At 61.1% G+C, this 23,594-nt stretch carries 27 protein-coding genes and 1 tRNA gene; 18 read left to right on the top strand and 10 right to left on the bottom strand.

Annotated elements, in window-relative coordinates; all coding sequences use genetic code 11:
• Nucleotides 1-635: 635 nt before the first annotated feature.
• From Tal182_RS07400 to Tal182_RS07390, 3 genes are all read right to left on the bottom strand, one after another.
• Nucleotides 636-726, bottom strand: a tRNA-Ser gene (locus Tal182_RS07400).
• Between the two features lie 192 nt (nucleotides 727-918).
• Nucleotides 919-2,136 (bottom strand): FAD-dependent oxidoreductase, encoded by a 1,218-nt coding sequence (locus Tal182_RS07395; protein WP_085858997.1) that lies wholly within the window; start codon nucleotides 2,134-2,136, stop codon nucleotides 919-921.
• 87 nt (nucleotides 2,137-2,223) lie between these two features.
• On the bottom strand, nucleotides 2,224-3,339 hold the full coding sequence (locus Tal182_RS07390; protein WP_085858995.1) for a Gfo/Idh/MocA family oxidoreductase: 1,116 nt from the start codon (nucleotides 3,337-3,339) through the stop codon (nucleotides 2,224-2,226).
• Nucleotides 3,340-3,547: 208 nt separating this feature from the next.
• Between Tal182_RS07390 and Tal182_RS07385 the strand changes: the two genes are divergently transcribed.
• The 8 genes from Tal182_RS07385 to Tal182_RS32165 all read left to right on the top strand — a co-directional run bounded on the left by Tal182_RS07385 (nucleotide 3,548) and on the right by Tal182_RS32165 (nucleotide 11,937).
• Nucleotides 3,548-4,423, top strand: coding sequence for a MurR/RpiR family transcriptional regulator (locus Tal182_RS07385; protein WP_085858993.1), 876 nt, complete (start codon nucleotides 3,548-3,550; stop codon nucleotides 4,421-4,423).
• Between the two features lie 91 nt (nucleotides 4,424-4,514).
• Complete coding sequence (gene iolC / locus Tal182_RS07380) at nucleotides 4,515-6,449, top strand: 5-dehydro-2-deoxygluconokinase (protein ID WP_085858991.1); 1,935 nt, start codon at nucleotides 4,515-4,517, stop codon at nucleotides 6,447-6,449.
• Nucleotides 6,450-6,653: 204 nt separating this feature from the next.
• Nucleotides 6,654-8,504, top strand: coding sequence for a 3D-(3,5/4)-trihydroxycyclohexane-1,2-dione acylhydrolase (decyclizing) (gene iolD / locus Tal182_RS07375; protein WP_085858989.1), 1,851 nt, complete (start codon nucleotides 6,654-6,656; stop codon nucleotides 8,502-8,504).
• Between the two features lie 67 nt (nucleotides 8,505-8,571).
• Nucleotides 8,572-9,489: a myo-inosose-2 dehydratase gene (gene iolE / locus Tal182_RS07370; protein WP_085858988.1), complete on the top strand. Its 918-nt coding sequence runs from the start codon at nucleotides 8,572-8,574 to the stop codon at nucleotides 9,487-9,489.
• 152 nt (nucleotides 9,490-9,641) lie between these two features.
• Nucleotides 9,642-10,439, top strand: a complete 798-nt coding sequence (iolB, locus tag Tal182_RS07365; RefSeq protein ID WP_085858986.1) for a 5-deoxy-glucuronate isomerase — start codon at nucleotides 9,642-9,644, stop codon at nucleotides 10,437-10,439.
• 88 nt (nucleotides 10,440-10,527) lie between these two features.
• Nucleotides 10,528-10,755, top strand: coding sequence for a DUF1127 domain-containing protein (locus tag Tal182_RS07360; RefSeq protein ID WP_085858984.1), 228 nt, complete (start codon nucleotides 10,528-10,530; stop codon nucleotides 10,753-10,755).
• A gap of 73 nt (nucleotides 10,756-10,828) precedes the next feature.
• The gene (locus Tal182_RS07355; RefSeq protein ID WP_085858982.1) at nucleotides 10,829-11,668 is read left to right on the top strand and encodes a helix-turn-helix domain-containing protein; all 840 of its coding nucleotides are present in this window, start codon (nucleotides 10,829-10,831) and stop codon (nucleotides 11,666-11,668) included.
• A 107-nt stretch (nucleotides 11,669-11,775) separates the two neighbouring features.
• The gene (locus tag Tal182_RS32165) at nucleotides 11,776-11,937 is read left to right on the top strand and encodes a hypothetical protein (RefSeq protein ID WP_164517773.1); all 162 of its coding nucleotides are present in this window, start codon (nucleotides 11,776-11,778) and stop codon (nucleotides 11,935-11,937) included.
• A 46-nt stretch (nucleotides 11,938-11,983) separates the two neighbouring features.
• Here the strand turns inward: Tal182_RS32165 and Tal182_RS07350 are convergent, their stop codons facing one another.
• Both Tal182_RS07350 and Tal182_RS07345 read right to left on the bottom strand, forming a co-directional pair.
• On the bottom strand, nucleotides 11,984-13,351 hold the full coding sequence (locus Tal182_RS07350) for an MATE family efflux transporter (protein ID WP_085858980.1): 1,368 nt from the start codon (nucleotides 13,349-13,351) through the stop codon (nucleotides 11,984-11,986).
• 83 nt (nucleotides 13,352-13,434) lie between these two features.
• Nucleotides 13,435-13,869, bottom strand: coding sequence for a glyoxalase superfamily protein (locus tag Tal182_RS07345; protein WP_206426545.1), 435 nt, complete (start codon nucleotides 13,867-13,869; stop codon nucleotides 13,435-13,437).
• Between the two features lie 353 nt (nucleotides 13,870-14,222).
• On the opposite strand from Tal182_RS07345, the gene Tal182_RS07335 reads away from it, so the two are divergent.
• Entirely contained in the window at nucleotides 14,223-14,555 is a 333-nt protein-coding gene (locus tag Tal182_RS07335) for a hypothetical protein (protein ID WP_085858976.1), read from the top strand.
• On the opposite strand, the gene Tal182_RS32660 is transcribed toward Tal182_RS07335, so the two are convergent.
• Entirely contained in the window at nucleotides 14,506-14,754 is a 249-nt protein-coding gene (locus Tal182_RS32660) for a hypothetical protein (protein WP_085858974.1), read from the bottom strand. The genes Tal182_RS07335 and Tal182_RS32660 overlap by 50 nt on opposite strands.
• Before the next feature lie 89 nt (nucleotides 14,755-14,843).
• Here Tal182_RS32660 and Tal182_RS07325 point away from each other — a divergent pair, with 89 nt between their 5' ends.
• Complete coding sequence (locus Tal182_RS07325) at nucleotides 14,844-15,710, top strand: LysR family transcriptional regulator (protein ID WP_085858972.1); 867 nt, start codon at nucleotides 14,844-14,846, stop codon at nucleotides 15,708-15,710.
• Nucleotides 15,711-15,763: 53 nt separating this feature from the next.
• Here the strand turns inward: Tal182_RS07325 and Tal182_RS07320 are convergent, their stop codons facing one another.
• Nucleotides 15,764-16,210, bottom strand: coding sequence for a host attachment family protein (locus tag Tal182_RS07320; RefSeq protein ID WP_064806044.1), 447 nt, complete (start codon nucleotides 16,208-16,210; stop codon nucleotides 15,764-15,766).
• A 416-nt stretch (nucleotides 16,211-16,626) separates the two neighbouring features.
• Between Tal182_RS07320 and Tal182_RS07315 the strand changes: the two genes are divergently transcribed.
• Entirely contained in the window at nucleotides 16,627-17,052 is a 426-nt protein-coding gene (locus Tal182_RS07315) for a hypothetical protein (RefSeq protein ID WP_064801427.1), read from the top strand.
• Nucleotides 17,053-17,234: 182 nt separating this feature from the next.
• A complete protein-coding gene (locus Tal182_RS07310) occupies nucleotides 17,235-18,347 on the top strand; it encodes a pyridoxal phosphate-dependent aminotransferase (protein ID WP_085858970.1) in 1,113 nt (370 codons plus the stop codon).
• A gap of 63 nt (nucleotides 18,348-18,410) precedes the next feature.
• Here the strand turns inward: Tal182_RS07310 and Tal182_RS07305 are convergent, their stop codons facing one another.
• Together Tal182_RS07305 and Tal182_RS07300 are read right to left on the bottom strand one after the other, a co-directional pair.
• Nucleotides 18,411-18,848 (bottom strand): VOC family protein, encoded by a 438-nt coding sequence (locus tag Tal182_RS07305; protein ID WP_085858968.1) that lies wholly within the window; start codon nucleotides 18,846-18,848, stop codon nucleotides 18,411-18,413.
• A gap of 238 nt (nucleotides 18,849-19,086) precedes the next feature.
• The gene (locus tag Tal182_RS07300) at nucleotides 19,087-19,356 is read right to left on the bottom strand and encodes a sel1 repeat family protein (RefSeq protein ID WP_011424668.1); all 270 of its coding nucleotides are present in this window, start codon (nucleotides 19,354-19,356) and stop codon (nucleotides 19,087-19,089) included.
• A gap of 442 nt (nucleotides 19,357-19,798) precedes the next feature.
• Between Tal182_RS07300 and Tal182_RS07295 the strand changes: the two genes are divergently transcribed.
• The 3 genes from Tal182_RS07295 to amn all read left to right on the top strand — a co-directional run bounded on the left by Tal182_RS07295 (nucleotide 19,799) and on the right by amn (nucleotide 22,123).
• Nucleotides 19,799-20,137 (top strand): DUF2147 domain-containing protein, encoded by a 339-nt coding sequence (locus tag Tal182_RS07295; RefSeq protein WP_085858965.1) that lies wholly within the window; start codon nucleotides 19,799-19,801, stop codon nucleotides 20,135-20,137.
• Between the two features lie 216 nt (nucleotides 20,138-20,353).
• Entirely contained in the window at nucleotides 20,354-20,533 is a 180-nt protein-coding gene (locus Tal182_RS07290) for a hypothetical protein (RefSeq protein ID WP_064809967.1), read from the top strand.
• 87 nt (nucleotides 20,534-20,620) lie between these two features.
• Nucleotides 20,621-22,123, top strand: coding sequence for an AMP nucleosidase (gene amn, locus Tal182_RS07285; protein ID WP_020920826.1), 1,503 nt, complete (start codon nucleotides 20,621-20,623; stop codon nucleotides 22,121-22,123).
• Between the two features lie 9 nt (nucleotides 22,124-22,132).
• On the opposite strand, the gene Tal182_RS07280 is transcribed toward amn, so the two are convergent.
• Nucleotides 22,133-22,348 carry a hypothetical protein gene (locus Tal182_RS07280; protein WP_064801419.1) on the bottom strand — a complete coding sequence of 72 codons (216 nt, stop codon included), beginning with the start codon at nucleotides 22,346-22,348 and terminating at the stop codon, nucleotides 22,133-22,135.
• A gap of 154 nt (nucleotides 22,349-22,502) precedes the next feature.
• Between Tal182_RS07280 and Tal182_RS07275 the strand changes: the two genes are divergently transcribed.
• The 3 genes from Tal182_RS07275 to Tal182_RS07265 are packed head-to-tail and all read left to right on the top strand — an operon-like array spanning nucleotide 22,503 to nucleotide 23,587.
• Nucleotides 22,503-22,853, top strand: coding sequence for a YciI family protein (locus Tal182_RS07275; protein ID WP_085858963.1), 351 nt, complete (start codon nucleotides 22,503-22,505; stop codon nucleotides 22,851-22,853).
• Nucleotides 22,854-22,865: 12 nt separating this feature from the next.
• The gene (locus Tal182_RS07270) at nucleotides 22,866-23,225 is read left to right on the top strand and encodes a YciI family protein (protein ID WP_085858960.1); all 360 of its coding nucleotides are present in this window, start codon (nucleotides 22,866-22,868) and stop codon (nucleotides 23,223-23,225) included.
• Nucleotides 23,226-23,227: 2 nt separating this feature from the next.
• Nucleotides 23,228-23,587: a YciI family protein gene (locus Tal182_RS07265; RefSeq protein WP_085858958.1), complete on the top strand. Its 360-nt coding sequence runs from the start codon at nucleotides 23,228-23,230 to the stop codon at nucleotides 23,585-23,587.
• Nucleotides 23,588-23,594: the final 7 nt, after the last annotated feature.

The raw sequence follows: 23,594 nt of genomic DNA, 5'->3' as shown, positions 1-23,594 counted from the left end.
TTGAGATCTTTCGCTGAGCAGCGTTCCCTGCCCCATCCCCGTGTTTCAAGAAGTGGACGATCCGTCGCCCTTGCTTCCGAGGGTGAAAATACAAGACGGCGCCCGTCACGCAATCACCAACTTACTCGAATGGGTGGTTTGCGGGAGCCTTCCCGGCATTCTGTTGCCGAAAGGACACAAGTCGGGCAACCGGCCCCGATTTCCTTTATGCTTTGTTAAGAAAAGCCTGATTTTGCCGCTGCTTAGCCGAAGTCGATAAAGAGCTGGACAGTCGCTTTCCGACGCATTCGCGACACTTTTTTGACAAGTTCGGGGAGTTGCGGGAAAGACGGCAGCTCCCGAGAGCGTAACCGCACGTTCACGGATCCGCTCGCTACCGCCTGGGCGCAGAAGCGCGGGACGTGATTCCTGCCGGCGATTCTCCCTCTTCGAAGCGAAGCGATTCTACCTCGCGCGACGGCAGAGATAGCCGACCAGCGCATCGGCCCGAAAATCGGAATCGATTTTCCGTAAGCATGATGCGTAGATTCGTAGCGTTAGAGCCTCCTCGTGCGTCCGACAGGACGTACGGCGCTCTAAGCGGCCGTGATTCGCCAATGGAAAGTGAGACCAGAGATACGCTGCGGAAATCGAAGTGGCGGAGAAGATGGGATTCGAACCCACGATACGCTTTTGACGTATACTCCCTTAGCAGGGGAGCGCCTTCGACCACTCGGCCACCTCTCCGGTGCGGCCTAACTAGGGTGAGCGATCTGTGAATGCAAGGGTTTTTTGAGTTTTCACCAGAAGAAATGCAGGGGCCGGCGTTTTGGCTTTTGACGGACGGACGAGAACAATCGCTCGTCTGCGCCCACCCCCAAAAGCTCTGCCGATCGATCCTTCAGGCGCACACGCCTTACGGCGCGCGCGCTCGCGGACTCAGCTCAACAGGCTCTTCAGATCGGCCGAGGGGTCGGCGAGAATCGCTCGATCGGGATTGGCTCCGGATTCCAGCAGCTTCTTGCCGGTCACATAGGCCTTCGCATCATTGATCGCATCGACAGCGATCAGCCGGCCTTCCCTGAAGTACCAGATTGAATGAGCCCCTTCGCGGACACCAGGACGCAAAAGCGTGTCGTCATAGCCGAGATTGAAGCCGGCAATCTGCAGCTTGACGTCATACTGGTCGGACCAGAACCAAGGCTTCGGTTCATAAGGCTCGTCGCCGCCGGCGATGAGAGCTGCCGCAGCTTCGGCCTGGTCGACGGCGTTCTGCACCGATTCGAGCCTGATGCGCCCACCCTGCCATGGAAGTGCGGCGCAATCGCCGGCAGCAAAGATCGCCGGATCGGAGGTGCGGGCGAATTCATCGACGAGGATGCCGTTGGCGACCTCGAGGCCGGCTTCCTTGGCAAGCTGGTCGTTCGGCACGACGCCGATACCGACGACGACGAAATCGACATCGATGACCGAGTCGTCGGAAAGGGCGGCGCCGGAGACCCGGCCATCCTTGCCGATCAGATGTTTCAGGCCGGTCTTCTCGCGGATCACCACGTCGTGGCTCTCGTGGATGGCGCGCATGAGGTCGGCCGTTTCCTTCGCCGCGACGCGCTGCAGGATGCGATCGGCCATTTCGATGACCGTGACTTCGAGACCACGATGGCGGGCGACGGCCGCAGCCTCGAGGCCGATGTAACCGCCGCCGATGATGAGGACGCGACGACCGGGGCGCATTTCATCCGCCAGCAGATCGGCATCGCGCTTGTCGCGGGCGACATAGACGCCTTCGAGATCGCCGCCGATGGCGGCCGGCAGCCGGCGCGGCGTTGAGCCGGTGGCGAGCACCAGCGTACCGTAGTCGAGAACGGAGCCGTCCTGCAGCAGAACTTGCTTGCTGTCCCGCTTGATCTCCTCGGCCCAGGTCGAAAGGCGAAGATCAACGTCGTTGTCGGCATACCAGTGTTCCGGGCGGAACAGCAGGCGGTCGAAGCTCATTTCACCGAGCAGATATTTCTTCGAAAGCGGCGGACGCTGATAGGGAGCCACATCCTCGGCGCCGATGAGGGTGATCGGGCGCGTATCCTTCAAAGCACGCAGTTTGGCCGCCAAGGCGAAGCCCGCCTGTCCCGCGCCGATGATCACCACTCTATCCGTCACGATCTCACTCCTAAAACCAGGCTTGACACTTACGCCAAGGCCTATCCCCTGCCCCATGCGCCGTCAACGGAAAGCGGCTTCTTACATTCAGCCGATCTCGATCCAGCGACGCTCGTGGAACGACTGTGCCATGGCATGCACCGACTTCTCTATCCTGAGACCGTCTTTAAATGTCACGATCGACGACGGCTCGCCTGATATTGCCCGGATCAGCTCGCGGCACTCGATGATCTTCAGATCGTTGAAGCCGAGGCCATGGCCAGGAGCCGGGATGAAGCGATCATAGGGCCGATGGGCAGGCGCCGCCAGTATCTTGCGGAAGCCCTGCTCCGAACCAGGCCCTTCTGCCTGATAGAGTTCAAACTCGTTCATGCGCTCCTGGTCATAGAGGATCGAGCCTTTCGAGCCGTAAATCTGCAGGGCGATGCGCCCCTTGCGACCCCAGGCGGCGCGATTCGCCATCAACACGGCGGAGAGGCCGCCGCCGAGCCGCATCAGCACGTTGGCGGCATCGTGATTTTCGACGGCACGGCGACCACCCTCGCTGAGCGGACGGTCGGCATAGGGCTTCACCATGTCCGTTATGACGGCCTCGACATGGCCGAAAAGATACCAGAGCAACGACAGCGGGTGCACGGCGAAATCGTCCAGCGCACCATAGCCGGCGGAAAGCTCGCTCTTCCAATAAAAGAAGATGTCCGGATCGGCCATGAAATCCTCGTCCATTTCGACGCGGACATGATTGACCGTACCGATGACGCCGTTGCCGACGAGCGTCCTGATGTGCCGCATGATGGGATTCTGAATGTAATTATAGCCCAGAGCGGCAACCTTGCCGGAGCGCTCCGCCGTCACCAGCATGCGCTCGGCATCGGTATAGGCGGGCGCCATCGGCTTCTCACACCAGACATGCTTGCCGGCTTCCAGGGCTGCAATCGCCATCTCGGCGTGGAACTGGTTGGGCGTGGTGACGGAAACGACGTCGACCTCGGGGTCGGCGATCAGCGCCCGCCAGTCGGCCGTTGCCTTCTCGAAGCCGAACTCGCCGGCACGGGCCTCGGCAAGCCCGGCATTGGCTTCAGCCAGGTGCACGAGCCGCGGACGCTCGACATCGCCGAACACGGTCTTTACCGCATTCCAGGCCAGCGCGTGGCACTTGCCCATATAACCGGTGCCGATCAAACCGATGCCAAGTGGCTTCATTTTCCGTCTCCTCCAGAAGTGTGCGCGGATTTTTGGAATATTTGGATCATTTTGACAAGAGACCGTTGGCAGGCATATGGCTTCATTCTCTCGGTGCGATTGTCCAAAACCCTTCAATTACAGGCGATTAAAAACAATTAGGCGCACCGTTTGAAATCGTCTATGCTCGGGGATATGGAATATTTGTTTCATCCCGTGAGCCGCAAGCATGGATAATGACCCCCAAAGGCACGCGCGCGTGCCGCGCGATTTCGAAAGCCTGCGCAGCACCATCATCGAGCGCAAGGCGAACATGCCGAAGCGGCTGGCGCAGGTCGCCGCTTTCGCGCTCGGCAATCCCGACGAGATCGCCTTCGGCACGACGGCGAGCATCGCGGCCGCCTCCGAGGTCCAGCCGTCGACGCTGGTGCGCCTGGCGCATCATCTTGGTTATGACGGCTTTTCCGATCTGCAGAGCATCTTCCGTGAAAGGCTGCGCGACCGAACGCTGAGCTATGAAGAGCGGCTCGTCACGCTGGAGCAAACGAGCGGCGACAACGAAGACGCCAATCTACTCTCCGGATTCATTGCCGCGGCGAACCAGTCGGTCAATCGGCTGGCCGCGACGGTGCAGAGCGAGACATTCACGAAGGCGGTGGATATCCTCGCCGCCGCCGAAACGATCTATCTGATCGCCAAGCGCCGCTCCTATCCGCTGACGGCGCATATGAGCTACGCATTTTCCAAGCTCAACATCCGCCACCAGATCGTCGCCTCGCCGAACGGAGTCGATCTTGAAATGGTGCAGTTCGCATCGCCGAGGGATGCGGCGATCGCTGCGAGCTTCTCGCCCTATGCAGCCGACAGCCTTAGCCAGAGCCAGGAGCTTGCCGACCGCGGCGTCCCGGTCATTGCGATCACCGATTCGGCCTTTTCGCCGCTTGCCGCCTGCGCCACGCATTGGTTCGAGGTGGCGGAAGCCGATTTCGCCGGCTTCCGCTCGCTTTCGGCCTCGATGGCGCTCACCATGGCGCTGCCGGTTGCGATCGCCGAGCGGCGTCGCAAGCGTCAACATCACAAAGCTGGAAAAGAGAAAATGGAATAAACATTCCGAATTGACAAAATATCGGAACCAATGTTTCATTATCGACATTCGCAGGCACTGGAAGCCGCGCAAAATCTAGCGGGAGGACATCATGGTACAAACGAATCCGGGTTCACAGCCGGAGCCGGCGCTTGATGTAATCACCATCGGCCGGTCCTCGGTCGATCTTTACGGCCAGCAGATCGGTTCGCGGCTGGAGGATATCGCCTCCTTCGCCAAATCCGTCGGCGGCTGCCCGTCCAATATCGCCATCGGCACGGCGCGGCTCGGCCTCAAGTCCGGGCTCATCACCCGCGTCGGCGACGAGCAGATGGGACGCTTCATCCGCGAGCAGGCCGCGCGCGAGGGCGTGGCGACGGACGGCATCGTCACCGACAAGGAACGGCTGACAGCGCTGGTGCTGCTGGCGGTCGAGGCAGAGGGCGTGTCGCCGATGATCTTCTATCGCTCCGACTGCGCCGACATGGCGCTCGAGGAAGGCGATATCGACGAAAACTTCATCAAATCGTCGCGCGCCGTTCTCGTTTCCGGCACACATTTCTCGCGGCCCAACACCGAAGCCGCGCAACGCAAGGCAATCCGCATCGCCAAGGAGAACGGCCGCAAGGTGATCTTCGACATCGACTACCGGCCGAACCTCTGGGGGCTTGCCGGCCATGCGGAAGGCTTCGAACGCTATGTGAAATCCGACCGCGTCTCATCGAAGATGAAGGAAACGCTGCCCGATTGCGATCTCATCGTCGGCACCGAAGAGGAAATCCTGATCGCATCAGGCGCCGACGACGTGCTCGGCGCGCTGAAGGAAATCCGCCGCCTGACGCCGGCGACGATCGTGCTCAAGCGCGGTGCGATGGGCTGCATCGTCTATGACGGGCCGATCGCCGATGACCTCGAAGCCGGCATCGTCGGCCAGGGCTTCCCGATCGAGGTGTTCAACGTGCTCGGTGCCGGCGACGCCTTCATGTCCGGTTTCCTGCGCGGCTTCCTGCGCGACGAGCCGCTGAAGACCTGCGCCACCTGGGCCAATGCCTGCGGCGCCTTCGCCGTGTCCCGCCTGCTCTGCTCGCCGGAATATCCGACCTGGGCGGAGCTCGACTTCTTCCTGAAATCCGGCAGCAAACATCGGGCGCTGCGCAAGGACGAGGCAATCAACCATATCCACTGGGCATCGACCCGGCGCGGCGAAATCCCGCTTCTGATGGCGCTGGCGATCGACCACCGCTCGCAGCTTGTCAGCGTCGCCGACGAACTCGGCGTCGGCCATGACAAGATCGTTGCCTTCAAGCGGCTGGCGGTCGAGGCGGCAGCGCGCGTTTCGAACGGCCGCGATGGCTACGGCATGCTGATCGACGAGCGCTTCGGCCGCGACGCCTTCTTCGATGCGGCGACGAAGAATTTCTCCTGGATCGGCCGGCCTGTCGAACTGCCGGGCTCGAAGCCGCTGCGCTTCGAATTCAGCCAGGATATCGGCTCACAGCTTGTCGAATGGCCGCTCGGCCATTGCATCAAGTGCCTGTGCTTCTATCATCCCGATGATCCGGCCGAATTGAAGACGGAACAGCAGGAGAAGCTGCGGACGCTGTTCGAAGCCGCGCGCAAGGTCGGTCGCGAGCTCCTGGTGGAAATCATCGCCGGCAAGAACGGACCGCTCACCGACGATACGATCGCGACCGCGCTGGAGGAGCTCTACGCGCTCGGCATCAAGCCGGACTGGTGGAAACTGGAGCCGCAAGCCTCCCGCGAAGCCTGGAAGAAGATCGATGCGATCATCGCCAAAAATGATCCATGGTGCCGTGGTATCGTGCTCCTGGGACTCGAAGCGCCCGCCGACGAGCTGATCTCCTGCTTCGAGGCGACGCTGGCAGCTCCATCCGTGAAAGGCTTTGCCGTCGGCCGGACGATCTTTGCCGATCCGGCGCGCGCCTGGCTCTCGGGCAACATGAACGACGAGGAGGCGATCGCCGACATGGCCGACCGCTTCCGGCAATTAACAGAGGCCTGGCTTAAGACGCGTGGGCTTCAGTAGCATAAAATTTAGACCCCTCCCCAACCCCTCCCCACGAGGGGGAGGGACTTAACCTGAGGCGCCGCCTCGAACCAGGCGGCAACCGTCCTGCTGGAAGAAGCGCTGCAATAGGCGTGAAACGGCACGGCAGGTTAGCCCCTCCCCCTTGTGGGGAGGGTTGGGGAGGGGAAACCAGACAAAAAGTTAAAAGTTCGGGAGGCCCCGATGGGCAAGACGATACGGTTGACGATGGCGCAGGCTGTCGCGCATTTCCTGAAAGTACAGATGACTATTGTCGACGGCAAAAAGGTGCCGATCTTCGGTGGCGTCTGGGCGATCTTCGGCCACGGCAACGTCGCCGGCATCGGCGAGGCTCTCTATCAGGTGCGCGGCGAACTGACGACCTATCGCGCCCACAATGAACAGGGCATGGCGCATGCCGCGATTGCCTATGCCAAGGCGAATTTCCGCACGCGCTTCATGGCCTGCACGACCTCGATCGGCCCCGGCGCGCTGAACATGGTGACGGCCGCCGGTGTGGCGCATGTCAACCGCATTCCCGTTCTCTTCCTACCGGGCGATGTCTTCGCCAACCGCGCGCCGGATCCGGTGCTGCAGCAGATCGAGGATTTCGGCGACGGCACGGTCTCTGCCAATGACGCCTTCCGTCCGGTTTCGCGCTATTTCGACCGCATCACCCGGCCGGAGCAGATCATCACGGCGCTGAAGCGGGCCATGCAGGTGCTGACCGATCCGCTCGATTGCGGGCCGGTGACGCTGTCGCTCTGCCAGGACGTTCAGGCCGAGGCCTTCGATTATCCGGAAAGCCTGTTCGAAGAAAAAGTCTGGACGAGCCGCCGGCCGCAGCCGGATGCGGACGAGCTGGCAAATGCCATCGCCCTTATCAAGGCATCAGAGAAGCCGGTGATCGTTGCCGGCGGCGGCGTGCTCTATTCGCAGGCGACGAAGGAACTCGCGGCCTTTGCCGAAGCTCACGCCATCCCCGTCGTCGTCACTCAGGCCGGCAAGTCGTCGATCAACGAGACCCATCCGCTGGCTCTCGGCTCGGTCGGCGTCACCGGCACCTCGGCGGCGAACGCGATCGCCGAAGAGACGGATCTCGTCATCGCCGTCGGCACGCGCTGCCAGGATTTCACGACTGGCTCCTGGGCGCTCTTCAAGAACGACAGCCTGAAGTTGGTCGGCCTCAACATCGCCGCCTATGACGCGGTGAAGCATGACAGCCACCCTGTGGTGGCCGATGCCCGCGAAGGGCTGAAGGCGCTTTCGGCAGGCCTTTCCGGCTGGAAGGCGCCGGCGGCACTTGCCGAAAAGGCAGTTGCGGAAAAGAAAATCTGGATGGAGGCTGCCACCAAGGCTATGGCGGCGACCAACACCGCCCTGCCCTCCGATGCGCAGGTGATCGGCGCGGTGGCGCGCACTCTCGGCGGTGAGAACACGACGGTGCTTTGCGCCGCAGGCGGTCTGCCCGGCGAGCTGCACAAGCTCTGGCCGGCGACGGCGCCCGGCAGCTATCATATGGAATACGGCTTCTCCTGCATGGGCTACGAGATCGCCGGCGGGCTCGGCGCCAAGATGGCGCGCCCCGAACGCGATGTCGTCGTTATGGTCGGTGACGGTTCCTACATGATGATGAACTCCGAGATCGCGACCTCGGTCATGCTCGGCCTCAAGATCAATATCGTCATGCTCGACAATCGCGGTTATGGCTGCATCAACCGGTTGCAGATGGGCACCGGCGGCGCCAACTTCAACAATCTGCTCAAGGACTCCTATCACGAGGTGATGCCGGAGATCGATTTCCGCGCACACGCCGAAAGCATGGGCGCCATCGCCGTCAAGGTCAGTTCCATCGCCGAACTCGAGCAGGCGATCGTCGATTCGAAGAAGAACGATCGCACGTCCGTCTTCGTCATCGACACCGATCCCTTGATCACCACTGAGGCCGGCGGCCACTGGTGGGATGTCGCGGTGCCGGAAGTCAGCCCGCGCGAAGAGGTCAACAAGGCGCGCAAGGGTTATGTCGAAGCCCGCGGCTCCCAGCGCATCGGCTGAACAGGTTAGCCCCATTTTTCCGGAGGAGCGGACCCGCTCCTCCGCAATGTCTTTAAGGAGAATATTGATGAAGGCCAAACTCGGCATGTCGCCCATCGCATGGTGGAACGACGACCTTCCTGAGCTTAGCGACGATGTGTCGCTCGAAGAATGCCTGCGGCAGTCGCGCAGCGCCGGTTTCACCGGCATGGAGCAAGGGCGCCGTTTCCCGAGCAACCCGGAAGAGATGCTGCCGATCCTGCGCGCTGCCGACGTGACGCTATGCGGCGGCTGGTTCTCCGGCACGCTTGTCAATGAGGAACTGGCGGCCAACAAGGACCGCATCGCGCCGATGATCGAGCTTTTCAAGGCGGTCAATGCGCCCTGCATCGTCTATGGCGAAGTGGGCCGCTCCATCCAGGGCGACCGCTCCAAGCCGCTCGCGACCAAGCCGCGCCTCGCCGAAGACGAGATGAAGGCCTATGCGCGCCGCGTCACCGAATTCGGCGAATGGTGCGCCGACCAGGGCATGCCGCTCTCCTACCACCACCACATGGCGGCGGTGGTCGAAACCGAGCCGGAACTCGACACCTTCATGCGCAATTCGGGCGAAGGTATTCCGCTGCTGCTCGACGCCGGGCATCTGGCCTTTGCCGGCGGCGATGTGCTGCGCGCCATCGACAATCATCACGCCCGCATCAACCACGTCCACGTCAAGGATATTCGCCAATCCGTGGTGGATGGGCTCGACCGCAGCCGGCAATCCTTCCTCGACGCCGTGGCGCTTGGCGCCTTCACCGTGCCGGGCGACGGCTCGCTCGATTTCGGCGCCATCGTCCAGCGCTTCGCCGACCATGGCTATGAAGGCTGGTTCGTCGTCGAGGCCGAACAGGATCCGCGCAAGGCGCCGCCGCAGAAAATGGCCGAGATCGGCCATGCCGAACTGATGCGCGTCATGACCGCGGCTGGTTATACTGTGGAAACCGAAGGTTTCCCGAAGGGATAACGTCGCCAGGGGGCTTAATAGCATCGTCGGGGCAAGGCGCCCCCTCATCCGCCCTTCGGGCACCTTCTCCCCGATGGGGAGAAGGGGGAATGGAGACGGCACGGCACATCCCTTCTCCCCCGCGCCCGCTAACGTTACCAGGAGAAACACCAATGCCAAACCTCAAGGTGAAACCATCCGGCACGCATGGTCGTGTGACGCATGTCACCCCGGAGAATGCCGGCTGGACCTATGTCGGCTTCGATCTGCATCGAATCAAACCGGGTGAGACCGTTTCTGGGGAAACCGGCAATCGCGAAGTCTGCCTGGTCTGGGTGACCGGCAAGGGCAAGGCCTCGGCCGGGACGAAGGATTTCGGCACACTCGGCGGCCGCATGAACCCCTTCGACGGGCCTCCGCATGCGCTTTATATCCCGACGGGCTCGACATGGTCCGTCACGGCAGAGACCGATCTGGAACTGGCTGTCTGCTCGGCGCCCGGCGGCGGCGGCTATGAGGCAAAGGCGATCCCGCCCGGCACGCATCCGCAGGTGACGCGCGGCAAGGGCACGAATGTGCGCTACGTCAACAACATCATGCCTGAGGACGATAATTCGGCGCATTCCTTGCTCGTCGTCGAGGTGATCACGCCAGGTGGCCATACCTCCTCCTATCCGCCGCACAAGCACGATCAGGACGACCTGCCGAACGAGAGCTTCCTGGAAGAGACTTACTATCATCGCCTCAACCCGCCGCAGGGTTTCGGTTTCCAGCGCGTCTACACCGACGACCGCTCGCTCGACGAGGCGATGGCGATCGAGGACGGCGACGTCACACTGGTGCCGAAGGGCTATCATCCCTGCGCGGCAACGCATGGCTATGATCTCTATTATCTCAATGTCATGGCCGGGCCGAAGCGGATCTGGAAATTCCACAATGCCGTCGAGCACGAATGGCTGCTGAAGGCATGAACGCCGTGCTCGATCGCTAAATAATCTGACAGCGCCAAACTGTCGGTGATGGTTCACTGCCTCCATCCAATGAGGATGGAGGATCATCATGCACAGCTCGAATTTCACGATACCGGCCCGCAATATCCGCTCTTCGCGGCGCATCCGGCCCGGCCTTCTTTCTGCAGTCGGCACCGCGGTCCGCTGGCTGGGGCGCAAGATCAGCGAACGGCGCAACTACAATGCGCTGATGGAACTTTCCGATGCTCAGTTGAAGGATGTCGGCCTCTCCCGGGGGCAGACAGAAAGCGACGTGCACGTTTACAGCCGCTACTGAAACATCAAACTCACTGTGGTACTGTGCCCCTGAGCAGCCTTGTCGGGCTGCCGGCCTGAACCCGGACGATACGATGTCGCAGTTTTCAACAGCACTGCTCCTGAAAACGAAGACCGTCACCATTCGTGACGTCGTCTGCAATGGCGAGTGCCGCCACAAGAGCGACGAGGAATGTGCGCACAAGACAAGCCTCGTCTATCCCTATCGCAGCGTCTTCATGCGCCATGTCGGCCGCACGGATACTGTGGCTGAAGCCAATCAGGTGTTGTTCTTCAATGCCGCTCAGGGCTATCGGATCAGTCATCCGATCGCGGGCGGCGACGCATGCATCGACCTGTCGATCGACGAATCCATGCTGGAAGAGCTGGCGCCGAAGGAGCAGGCGCAGCCCGGCCCGGCCTTTTCCTTCCGCCGCCAGCGCCGGCGGATCGACCCGCGCGCGCAGGCGCTGGTCGCGCTGCTGCGTCACGGCCTCAGGCGCAATATCGCAGAAACGCTCGAGGCGGAAACGCTGGCTCTGACGCTGGTTCGCCGCTCGCTCGGCGAGCGTACGTCGCACGCAGCCGGCGCCAGCGTCGGCCGGCAGAAACTCGTCGACCGGGCAAAGCTGGTGCTTTCCTCCGATCTCGCGCGACGCTGGACGCTCGCGGAAATCGCCTCGGAAGTCGGCGTTTCCCCTGTTTACCTCACCCAGGTCTTCCAGCAGGTCGAGGCCACGCCGCTCTATCGCTATCAGTTGAGGCTGCGGCTTGCCCGGGCGCTCGATCTGCTCGGCCAGTATGACGATCTGACCTCACTCGGCCTCGATCTCGGTTTTTCCAGCCATAGTCATTTCAGCGCTTCCTTCAAACAGGCCTTCGGTCAGACTCCGGCCGAATTTCAGCGCTCGGCGCAATTGCGGCGCCGACCGTAGAGCTTTTCCGCATTGATAATCGCTAAAGTTTTCGACAGCGGTGATGCGGTCTTCGATGCTCTCATGACGCTGTCCCGATCCGGGGACGATCAATGGAGGATTACCCGATGAAGAAGACCACATGCGCTGCCTGCGACTGCGAACTCGGCGCCGAGATCATCACCGTCAAGCTCGGCGGCAGGACCGTCGAAGTCTGCTGTCAGGAATGCGCCGAGGCGCTGAACGAGGCGGAAGCGTCGACGTCGGCCGCTCAGAGCAGCAAGGAATAAAGGGCAATCGACGGAGGCCGCGCCAGGGAGGCGCGGCTCCCACATCTCAGGCGGGCAGAAGCCCGTATCGCCAGCCGCGGCGCCTGGCATTCTCAGACAGCACCAGCAAGGCAAGCGCCACCATGCCTGCCTCGGCAAAGACAGGCACCATCCAGATTCCCTGCTCGCCGAAGACGAAGGGAAGCAGGAAGGTGAGAGGCAGGGTGAGAAGATAGGGTCGTGACAGACCGAAGATCGCCGCGCGCGGCGCATCGCCGATCGACTGGAAATAGGACGACAGGATCAGCATCTGCCCGAAGAGAAAATAGGCGCCGATCGTCCAAGGTAGAATTCGCCTGACCTCGGCGATAATGGCGGGATCGCCGACGAAGACGGCGCCGATGCGGCCGGCCAGCAATTCCACCGTGATCTCCACCAGGCTGCAATAGACGAGCGCCGAGAGCATGGCGATCTGCAGGCTACGGCCGACGCGCAATCCAAGGCCGGCGCCGTGATTGTTGCCGGCGATCGTCTGTAGGGCGATGCTGAGACCAAGCAGCGGCAGATAGGTGAAGGTCAGGATGCGGGTGATGATGCCGTAGGCGGCAATGGTGGCGGTATAATCACGCGTGCTCCAGAGCGAGACGTTGACCAGAATCGCGGCCGAGGCAAGCGATATGCCGATGAAACCGAGGCTCATGGGCGCGCCCAAGGCGACGATGCCGCGCCATTCGACAAGGGCGAATGCGGGAGCAGGTCTCAGCGTCGCCGGCCGGCGCCAGCGATAGACGAGCACGGCCACGAGACAGACGAATTGCGAGGCGATGGAGCCTGCAGCCGAACCGAGCACGCCCCAATGCATCACTGCCATGAACAGCCAGTTGGCGAGGATGTTGAGCAGCGAGGCCGAGAGCGTGACCGCCGTCATGAAACCGATCCTGCCTTCACAGCGCAGCCCGTCGAGATGCAGCGACAGGAAGAAACTCACTGGCGTCGAGGCGATCATCGCGCCCATGAATAGTGTGGCGTCGTCGGCCACAGCGGTGTTTTCGGCGGCGCCGGCATTGATGATCCGCCCGCCGAGGGTCCAGTAGACCATGATGAGGATCACGATGACGGCGAGCGCCAGCGTATGGGCGCCGGAAAATACCCGACGCGCACCCTGGCGATCGCCGGCACCGAGCCGGCGGGCGAGGATGCTTCCCATGCCGTTCGAGACGAGCGATTGCAGGGCGACCAGCAGCATTAACCCCGGGAAGATCAGGCTGACGGCTGAGAGCGCGTCGGGGCCGACATTGGCGCCCAGGAAATAGGCGTCGACGACAGTAAAGAGGCCGTTGACGGTGGTGATCGCGACGATCGGCGCCGCAGTCCTGATGAATACGCCCGGCAGCCAGCCGGTGAGGAAGGCATTGCCTTTGGAAGGATCGGTCATGGGGAAATCCGCGCGATATCGGGCGACATCCGCTGCGGCTTGAACAAGCGCATGCGGGCAGCCTGGAAAGGATGAGGAGCAAATCAGAGATCGAGCACCAGATGAGGCACGCCGTTCGAGGTCTTCCTGGGGGAGACGCCGTCGGCATCGATCTGCGCAGTCACGCGCCGCCGAAAGGCTGAAAAGCTCTCGAAGGTGACCACGTCAACCGCTTCGTCGAAATGGATAGTGATCCGGTGGAGTCCGCCCGGCAGAGCCGAAAGCGAGAGAATTTCGCCAGTGAACGGCTGGTTGAGATAGCGTCCGCGAATATGGGCGCCGACGAAGAGCGGCGTTTTCGCAGCCGCATTGGGCCTTGCCGCCAGAGCCGCAAGCGTGTTCCAGTCACGCGCGCCGTGCTGGCGGGCGATCATTTCCAAGGCCGCACTGTGGGTCAGCGCGGTGCCGCGATCGTTCATCGCCTGGCGCAAGCGCTTGGCCTGGGCCTTCAGTTCTTCAATGCCGGGATAGGTCGTCATGGAGTGAGCCTTCGCAAGGCATGCGCTTCGACTGCAAATGGGAGCTCGCATTGCCGTCAGTCAGCATGCACAAGGGGCCGTGACCATGATCGCGAAGGCTTCACCATGGATTTTCATCCGCGAGCGGCCGGTGCCTCGAACCGGGCTTTGTATGCGCGATCGCCGTCGGCATGTCAAGAATGGCGCGATTGCCCGCGGAATTGCGCGAATTTGGAGCAGATCTGGACGGAATCGGTGCGATTTTCAGCGATTCACAGCAACAGCCTTCAATCTTAACGATGATCTTCAGCAATCGTCAGTACTCTTGCATTATTCTCTGCTTACGATGAGCGGAGGCTAAAAGGGCCTTTCAGATGCACCTCGACACAGAACACCCCAAGCCGGAACGTGCTTACCGGGAATTCAATCTCGACAGGCCGGGCAATATCATCTTCGTCGGCCACCACCTCAGCACCGGTACGCAGGTACGCTGCCTGATCCGCACGATCACACTTGCCGGCGCCGTGCTCGAAGTCAGTCCGAGCCTGGAGATGCCGAGTCATTTCTTTCTCGAAATACTCGGCATCCATGACGAGATCGGCGCCACCGTGGTCAAACGCGAAGACGAACTGGTGACGATCAGCTTCAACATGCTGCTCAATCCGGCATTCCTGCACCACGTGCTAAGATTGAGCTTCGAAAACTGAGGCCGCCTCCAATCGCCGCCCGATCGGGGCGCGGCCTCCTCGTCTCGCCTCTTCTTGCTGAGAGATGCGCGATGATCGGTATGATCCAGAGAAGTCCGCGCCATTCCGGGCCATCGAGCGGATCGGCCATGGGATCGCGGCGCATCCGGCAATTGCGGGAAGCGACTTCGTTGAAGAAAACTACCCAGTTGAGAAGCATAACCTATCCTCCATCTATTGCTGGAGTAGTTGAGCTAGGCCTTCACGCCCCCACTATGTAGAGGCATGGGGGAAAGGGGGTTTTCATCCATGAAAGAGGCGAGCTGGGACGATCTGCAGCTTTTCTTCCATGTCGCGACCGGCGGCGGGCTTTCGGCGGCGGCGGCGCGGACGGGGCTCAGTGCGCCGACGATCGGCCGGCGCATGCTGGCGCTCGAACGGGTGACCGGCCGGTCGCTATTCAACCGCGGCCCCACAGGCTACCTGCTTGCCAAGGACGGCCAGGAACTGCTCGATCGCGTGCGGCGGATGCAGGATGCAGCGCGGGCGATCTCCGACTGGCGCGGTGAAGTTCTGACGCTGCCGATTGTGTCGACGGTCGTCGACAGCTGGACGTCGCGCTTCATCGCCGACCACCTGGCCAGTGTCTGGACGCCGAAAGACTGCTTTCGCATGTGCTACAAGACCTGTGACGCGAGCGTCGATTTCACCTATCGCGAGGCGCATATCGCCATTCGCCACAGCCGGCCGGACGGCGGCAACGTCGCGATCCGCCGTTCAGTCAAGGTGGCGCATGCGGTTTATCAGGCGGTCGATTATGACGAGACCAATTGCAACTGGATCTCGCTCGGAACGGACATCGCCATCACACCGGCGGACAAGTGGACTTTCGAACAGCCGGATTATTGGATCACCAGCTGGACGAACACGCCGCATATGCTCTTTTACCTGATCCGAGGCGGCGCCGGCCGCGGCGTGCTGCCCTGTTTCATCGGCGACCAGGAGCGCAAGCTCGTCCGCGCCGGACCTGTCATCGATGAATTGACCTACGAGATGTGGATCGTCGCGCATGACGACGAGCGGCAAAGGCCTGAAGTCAGGACGGTCATCGATCGCCTGGCCACACTGTTTGCCGATCATGAAGATCTGTTTGCCGGAGAGAGACCGTTGGTCTGAAGCGAACAAGAACACGGGCCAACGGGCCCGCGTTAGCTCATCGGTTGGTTTCATCACGCGGCGAGATGCCGCTCGATCTCGTCTATCGGCAGATTGGTATAGTCTTTCGCCAGTTCCGCCGATATCGCCGCCTGCGTCTCGGCGCTCAGCGCCGGCCGCAGGGTGCCGAGCGCCTTCGGCGGCGCGATAAGGACGATACGGCGTGCATCCTTTGCCTGCGTCAGTTCGTCCATTCGCTCCGCCACATGTTTCAGAAATTGCGCTTCGGCCTGCTCCTGCCAGCTGGTCTCTTCGACAGCGCTGCGGCTCCATCCATCAGCGGCATGGCTGCGGCCAGGCTTGTCGGTGCCGAGCTCGCGATCGGGCTCGTTCGGCTGCGTCAGGGTTTCCAACACCTTCAGGTTCATCAGCTGGGCATCGCCGGCGTTCTGCATGATGAGGGCCTTGGCTCCATTGCAGACTACGACCCATGATTTCCCGGGGATTCTGATGTCGGTCATCTTCAACTCCTCGCTGTCGTCATCGAAGCGCCCTTGCTTCATCGATCGAAAATGCGTCGCGATCTTTCAGATTCGCTCCTTGCGCTTTCGCTGTTTGTTTTTACGCATGTCGTTACCGCAATACCGCTGACACTTGTGCGCGACATGCTTTAGGCAGAACGCCCGGCCTTTGAAAGAGTTCGGGAAAACTGCGCCGAAATCGGTAGGGGCACATCCGTAATGCGTTTCGGCAGCATAGTCTGCGTACCGATTGTGAACATTCGGCGTCCCGCATGGAAACAAAATTTGAACTCGTTAAAATTGTCTTTTTATATTTGACGAATGTGCAAAACATTCATGTGACCGTGGCTGAAGCAAGATCAGCTTGCTCGAGAGCAAGAACCCCCAATTGTGCCCTGTCTGACGGAGAATGTAAGATGACTATGCTCCGCGCCACACACCTTGCGACGGTCAAGTCCGCCATTTACGACCTGCGCTGGGAAGAGTTCAACGTCAAGCGCCCGGCCCGTATCGTCGCCGTCCGGCCGTGCCTCACCGGCGTCTCGATGCGAAGCGCCGAGATCATCGACATATCGCAGGGCGGCGCAACCTTCATCGTGTCGACCACCGCCGGTCTGCCGAAACATTATTATCTCAACATTCTCGGCCTGGCCTATCGCATCGGTTGCGCCGAGGTCTATCGCAATAAAGAACGCATCGGCGTACGGTTCATCAACCTCCTGGACCCCGAGGTTCTGCGCCGCGTCGTGCGCGCCGATTTCCTTGTCGGCAATATGGAAGCGATCGACGCCCGGCGTGCACCGATGTTCCGCGATACGAGGCTCGCCGCCGGTCCCGCATAAGTCCTTGGATGGAAATGACCCAAGGACAATTGTTCGGCAATTCAAAGCGCTACGTCGCCCCCGCCGCTTTGAAAAGGACGCACTGTGTGAGCGCTGCGGCTGCAGAATAATCTTGCTTGCCTTGGCCGTGCCCGGGCCTATTGTTGCGCCTGATCTCAACATGTCCGGGAAACCGCCTTCGCATGTCCGCCTTCTCGCGCTTCACGCCCCTCATCAGCGCCCTGCCCTCCACAGTTCCCTTCGTCGGCCCCGAAGCCATCGAACGCCAGCGCGGACGTGCCGTTTTGGCGCGCATCGGCGCCAATGAGAACGGCTTCGGCCCGGCCCCCTGCGTGCTCGCCGCGATGGGCGAAGAGGCACGCGACATCTGGAAATACAACGACTCGGAAAATTTCGCGCTGAGGGAAGCGCTTGGCGCGCATCTTGGTGTGACGGCCGCCAATATCGCCATCGCCGGCGGCATTGACGAATTGCTCGGCCAGATCGTCCGGCTGGTGATCGAACCGGGGGCACCCGTCGTTACCTCGCTCGGCGCCTATCCGACATTCAATTTCCATGTCGCCGGTTTTGGCGGCCGACTGGTGACCGTCCCCTACGCAAACGACCGCGAGGATCTCGACGGGCTGCTCGACGCGGTCAGGCGCGAGAATGCGCCCCTCGTCTATTTCGCCAATCCCGACAATCCGATGGGAAGCTGGTGGGACGCCGACAGCATTGTCGCTTTCGCCCGGGCGCTGCCCGAGACCACGATGATGGTGCTGGACGAAGCCTATAGCGAAACCGGGCCGGCACATTCGCTGCCGTCGATCGCCTCGCTCATCGAGCTGCCGAACATTGTGCGCACCCGCACCTTTTCCAAGGCTTACGGGCTTGCCGGCTCACGCACCGGCTACGTGATCTCGACCTCAGGCACGGCACAGGCCTTCGACAAGATCCGCAATCATTTCGGCATGAACCGGCTGGCGACGGCTGCAGCGCTGGCCGCGCTCAAGGATCAGGCCTATCTGGCCGAGGTGGTCGGGAAAATCCATGCAGCACGGGAGCGGATCGGCCGCATCGCCCGGGCAAACGGTCTTGAGCCGCTGCCCTCGGCAACGAATTTCGTGGCGATCGATACCGGCCGCGACGGCGCCCATGCGCGGGCGCTCGTCGATGGCCTGATGGAGCACGGCGTCTTCGTCCGCATGCCGGGTGTTGCGCCGCTCAATCGCTGCATCCGCGTCAGCGCCGGACCGGAGGCCGAGATGGCGCTGTTCGAGGAAGCGCTGCCGCAAGTCCTGAAGACGCTTACCTGAGGTTGTCATTCCTGTCCGTTCGCCGACATGCTCGGGTCTTCGCCATTTGCCTGCGTATTGCGATCAGCTGAGTTCCTGGGCGAGGCCGATCAGAATCCCTTCAGGTCCGCGAATGTAGCAGAGCCGATACGCATCCTTATACTGAACGACTTCCCCTACGAGCTGCGCGCCGCGCCCGCGGAGGCTCTCAAGCGTCTCGTCGATGTTATCCACTGCGAACATGACGCGGAGGTAGCCGAGGGCGTTGACCGGGGCGTTCCGGTGATCTGCGACGACAGGCGGCGCCAGGAAGCGGGAGAGCTCAAGCCGGCTATGGCCGTCCGGTGTGCGCATCATGGCGATCTCGACACGCTGATCTCCCAGCCCGGTGATACGTCCGGCCCATTCGCCTTCGACCGTGGCCCGCCCTTCCAATTCGAGGCCGAGCTCGCGAAAGAAATCAATCGCCTCTCCGAGGTCTTCGACGACGATTCCGACATTGTCCATTCGCTTGAGCGCCATGTTTTGATCTCCAAGGTGTCGTTGCAATCGACGAGGTCTTGCCTCGTCTAACGAAGGACGTCTGAGGCGTCCCAACACCGACAACCTCAGAAATTTGAATCATGGACCCGCTCAAATCGCCATTCCGATTTCAAACGTCTGTTGGAGCACCGTGCGTCCCTTGGACACGCGGCGCTCCAACACGTCGAGTTGAGCTATCGTTCTGTCCGGGAATCGTTTCGGATTTTCGGTCGATGCGTTAGTGGACCGTCATCCATTCGCGGGCAGCGCGCAGTGCTTCCACGAGCTGCATCTTGTTCATGGCAGCGGCCACGTCGGCGCGAAGCTCGGCGGCGCGGTCGTTGCCCTTGATCGCGGCAATGTTCAGCCACTTGTGGGCGGCAACGAGATCGACGGCACAGCCGCGGCCGGTTGCGTACATCAGGCCCATTTCGCAGAAGACATCGGCGCTGTTGTTGTCGCCACCCATGGTGGCCGTTTCAGCATTGTGCATTTCAAAGCGTGCCATCGGTTTTATCCCTGTTAGCCTGTTTACGACTTACCCTGTTTTACCTTCGGACCCGCCGTCTATCGCGGCTTTGCGGCCCTTCCGGTCCGGCGGGTTTGCCCCGCTCGTCTGATGGCTTGACTATGCCAAACGGCTTTCAAAAAACGCCTAAAATGCATGATTAATTTGAGACAAACAAACTGCAAACGCTTGGTAAAATTGGGTTTTTGTTAAACATCGGATTCCCTGGGATTTAGGCATTTTCGCTCAAATTTTACAAAAGATTCAGATTCGTAAATAAACGGATCATTCATCATGAAATCAGCAAGCGACGGGTTTAAAAGCTCTACGGTCGGCTTTTCGGCTGCTTTCAGCGAGCGGCGAACGGACAGCCGGCTCTATTTACCTTTACGTTCGCGTCAGTTATTTTCGCGGCCGGTCAGAGGACATCAGGGAGGAAAAGATGATCCGCAGTCTCATTCTTGCCGGCGCTATCGCCGTGATCGCTGGTACAGCCCATGCCGAGGAACCTATCGTCGGCAAGTGGAAGACGGCTTCCGGCGAAACGGCGGTGATCGCGGCATGCGGCGGGAGTTATTGCGTGACGCTGAAAACCGGCAAATATACCGGCCGCAAGATCGGCACACTTGCCGGGACCGGCGGCAGCTATGCCGGTGAGATCACCGACCCCGCCGCCGACAAGACCTATAGCGGCTCAGGAAAGATTTCCGGCAATTCACTGAAGATGCAGGGCTGCGTGATGAATATCCTCTGCAAGACGCAGACCTGGACGCGGCTCTGACACGATAAGGCCGACGCAACAATCATCCCAAACGTATAATCATGCCGGCCAAAATGCCGGCATGCCTCATGGCCTTCTCCGGCTTGCCGATCCTCACTGCAATCGCCCGAGCCTGCCCCGCAAGCTGAACGGCTGATGAACCGGCATCTCAGCACTCGTTCAGCCGAGGTGTGGCAAAACTCATGTCACGGTTAGGTTGCGTATCGGGGGCCTGGGATGAACTTCTATATTCTGGCAAGACGTTTCACCATCATCACGCTGTTCGCGGCGATCTTCGCCGTCACATTTTCGGCGGTCGTCGTGCACAATGGCGGCGGCGGCACGCAGTCGCATTTCGGTGCGAGCTATACCTGCCTGGAGAGAAGCGGAACCTTCTGCGCACCCACGGTGCGATGACCGGCATCAGACTCGCGAGAGGATAAAAAATCGGATTCCGCCGGCGCGCGTCGTTTGCTTGTCAAAAACAACTCTCTATAATGCCTCATGAACAAACGAATCTCCCCTCTGTCGCCCCTCGACATATCCTCTCCGCCTCCTTTCCAGCCTGAGAGTTTCGATGATCCGGCCAAGGCCGTCGAGACGCTGACAGCGCTTTATGAACGCAATACGGCGTTCCTGATCCAGAGCTTCACCGACCTTGCCCAGGGCGCTCCGATCGCCTCGCGCTACCGCGCCTTCTATCCGCAGGTCAGCATCGAGACGACGAGCTTCGGCCATGTCGATTCACGCCTCTCCTACGGCCATGTCACGGCGCCCGGCATCTACACGACGACGGTCACCCGGCCGAAGCTCTTCAAGCATTACCTGAAGGAGCAGCTGTCGCTCTTGATAAGGAGCCACAATGTTCCGATCGTCGTCTCGGAATCCTCGACGCCGATCCCGCTGCACTTCGCCTTCGGCGAGGGCGCGCATGTCGAAGCATCGGCCTCAGCCTTCGTCGACGTTCCCATGCGCGATATTTTCGACACACCGGACCTCAACACCACCGACGACGAGATCGCCAACGGCGAATATATTCCGCCGCCGGGAGAGCCCTCGCCGCTTGCGCCGTTCACCGCGCAGCGCATCGACTATTCGCTCGCCCGGCTGTCGCATTATACGGCCACCCATGCCGAGCATTTCCAGAACTTCGTGCTGTTTACGAACTACCAGTTCTATATCGATGAATTCTGCAGCTGGGCGCGCAAGCTGATGGCGGAAGGCGGCGATGGCTATACGGCCTTCGTCGAGCCTGGCAACATCGTCACCTTGCCCGGCTCGAGCGTGCCTGAAACCGATGCCACGCTCGCCCGCCTGCCCCAGATGCCGGCCTATCATCTGAAAAAGAAGGGCCATGCCGGGATCACCATGATCAATATTGGCGTCGGCCCTTCCAACGCCAAGACGATCACCGACCACGTCGCCGTGCTGCGCCCGCATGCCTGGCTGATGCTCGGCCACTGCGCCGGCCTGCGGAACAGCCAGCGGCTCGGCGATTATGTGCTTGCCCATGCCTATATGCGCGAGGACCATGTGCTCGACGACGACCTTCCGGTCTGGGTGCCGATCCCGGCGCTCGCCGAAGTGCAGGTGGCGCTGGAGGCCGCCGTCGCCGAAATCACCGGCTACGAGGGCTTCGAACTGAAGCGCATCATGCGCACCGGCACCGTCGGGACGATCGACAACCGCAACTGGGAACTGCGCGACCAGCTCGGGCCGGTGAAGCGGCTGTCGCAGGCGCGCGCCATCGCGCTCGACATGGAATCGGCAACGATCGCCGCCAACGGCTTCCGCTTCCGCGTGCCCTACGGCACGCTGCTCTGCGTCTCCGACAAGCCGCTGCACGGCGAATTGAAGCTGCCGGGCATGGCGACGGCCTTCTACCGCACGCAGGTCAACCAGCATCTGCAGATCGGCATCCGCGCCGTGCAGAAGCTTGCCGCCATGCCGAAGGAAGCCCTGCATTCGCGCAAGCTGCGCAGCTTCTTCGAAACGGCCTTCCAATAGGCCGTTTCCTCATCTGCCTGCGACGACGGGTGCCGCGTGCTGCGCAACCACCTGCGGTCTGCCGGCAGCAGCGTTCAGCCCTGCGATCAACAGGGTGAAGCCGACGATGGCGAAAGCGGTGCGTGAGAGAATCGTCAGCCCATCGCGTTCGTCGAACGCCTGACGACGCTTTTCATGGCGGCGAGCCCAGATCTGGCTTGCGAGCGCGATTTCAAGAATACTCATTGCCGTTCTCCTCGACGGGTTTCGATGAAGCCTTGTCGAGTGCTGCCTTGCGATTTCGACACCGGACCGGCACAAATTATTTTTCCCGCCGCTGTCGAAATGCGCGGCGATCGTTCGTCCAGGGATATGGAGACAGCAAAGGAGGCTGCCTGCGATGAAATATCTCTGCCAGGTCTGGTTCGATGGCGCGATACTCGACGCCATGACGCAAGAGGAGAAGGCCGAACTCGACGCGAACTCCTTGAGCTACGACAGAGATCTCGTCGGAAGCGGACATATGATCGTCGCCCAGGCGCTGCAGTCGCCGAAATCAGCGGTGACCGTCAGGGTGCGCCATGGCGAGATGTCGGTGACGGACGGCCCCTTCGCCGAGACGAAGGAGGCGCTCGGCGGCTTCATCCTGATCGAGGCCAAGGATCTCAATGATGCGATCCGGGTTGCGGCTGGCATTCCGCTAGCGAAACTCGGCGCGATCGAAATTCGCCCCATCCATGAATTCGGCTGAGGAGGTCACACAATGAAGTTTCTGGGTCAGGTCTGGTTCGATACCGAAAAGAGCAGCAAAGTCACGCAGGAGGAATGGGACGCGGTCACGCAGGAGTGCATCGTCAGCGACGACCATTGGCGCGACAGCGGTCACATGCAGAGCGCCCTGGCGCTTTATGAACCGGAGCGAGCCGTAACGCTCCGCATTCGCAACGGCACTGTCGCCGCTACAGATGGTCCCTTCGCCGAAATCAAGGAGCATCTCGGTGGCTTCGTGGTGATCGAGGCCAAGGACATGGAAGAAGCGAAAGCGATCATTTCCACCTTCCCGATCCTCAAATATGCGTCGATCGAAATCAGACCCGCCTATTCGATCAAGGATGGGAGATAGCCATGCGCTTCGTCTGCCTCATCTATAATCCCGCCGATATGGATGGCACGCTCAGTCAGGCCGAGGGCGACCAGCTCGTGAGGGCGCATTTCCAGTATGACGAGGAGCTTCAGCGCAAAGGCATCATGATCCATTCCGATGCATTGGAAGGTCCCGACAGCGCCTCGGTCCTGAGAGTGCGCCATGGCATTCTGTCTTCGACCGATGGCCCTTACGTCGAGACCAAGGAACATCTGGCTGGCATCTACATCATCGAGGCAGCCGATCTCGAAGAGGCGCGCAAGGTCGTCGCGGGCATTCCAAGCGTCCGCGTCGGATCGATCGAATTGCGTCCGGTGAGGCTGCTCACCCTGCCAGAGTGAGGATCGC

The organism is Rhizobium sp. TAL182 (assembly GCF_002117725.1).
Lineage (GTDB): Bacteria > Pseudomonadota > Alphaproteobacteria > Rhizobiales > Rhizobiaceae > Rhizobium > Rhizobium esperanzae.
The sequence above is the reverse complement of the archived record's forward strand: the minus strand, read 5'-3'. Positions and strand labels throughout refer to the sequence as shown.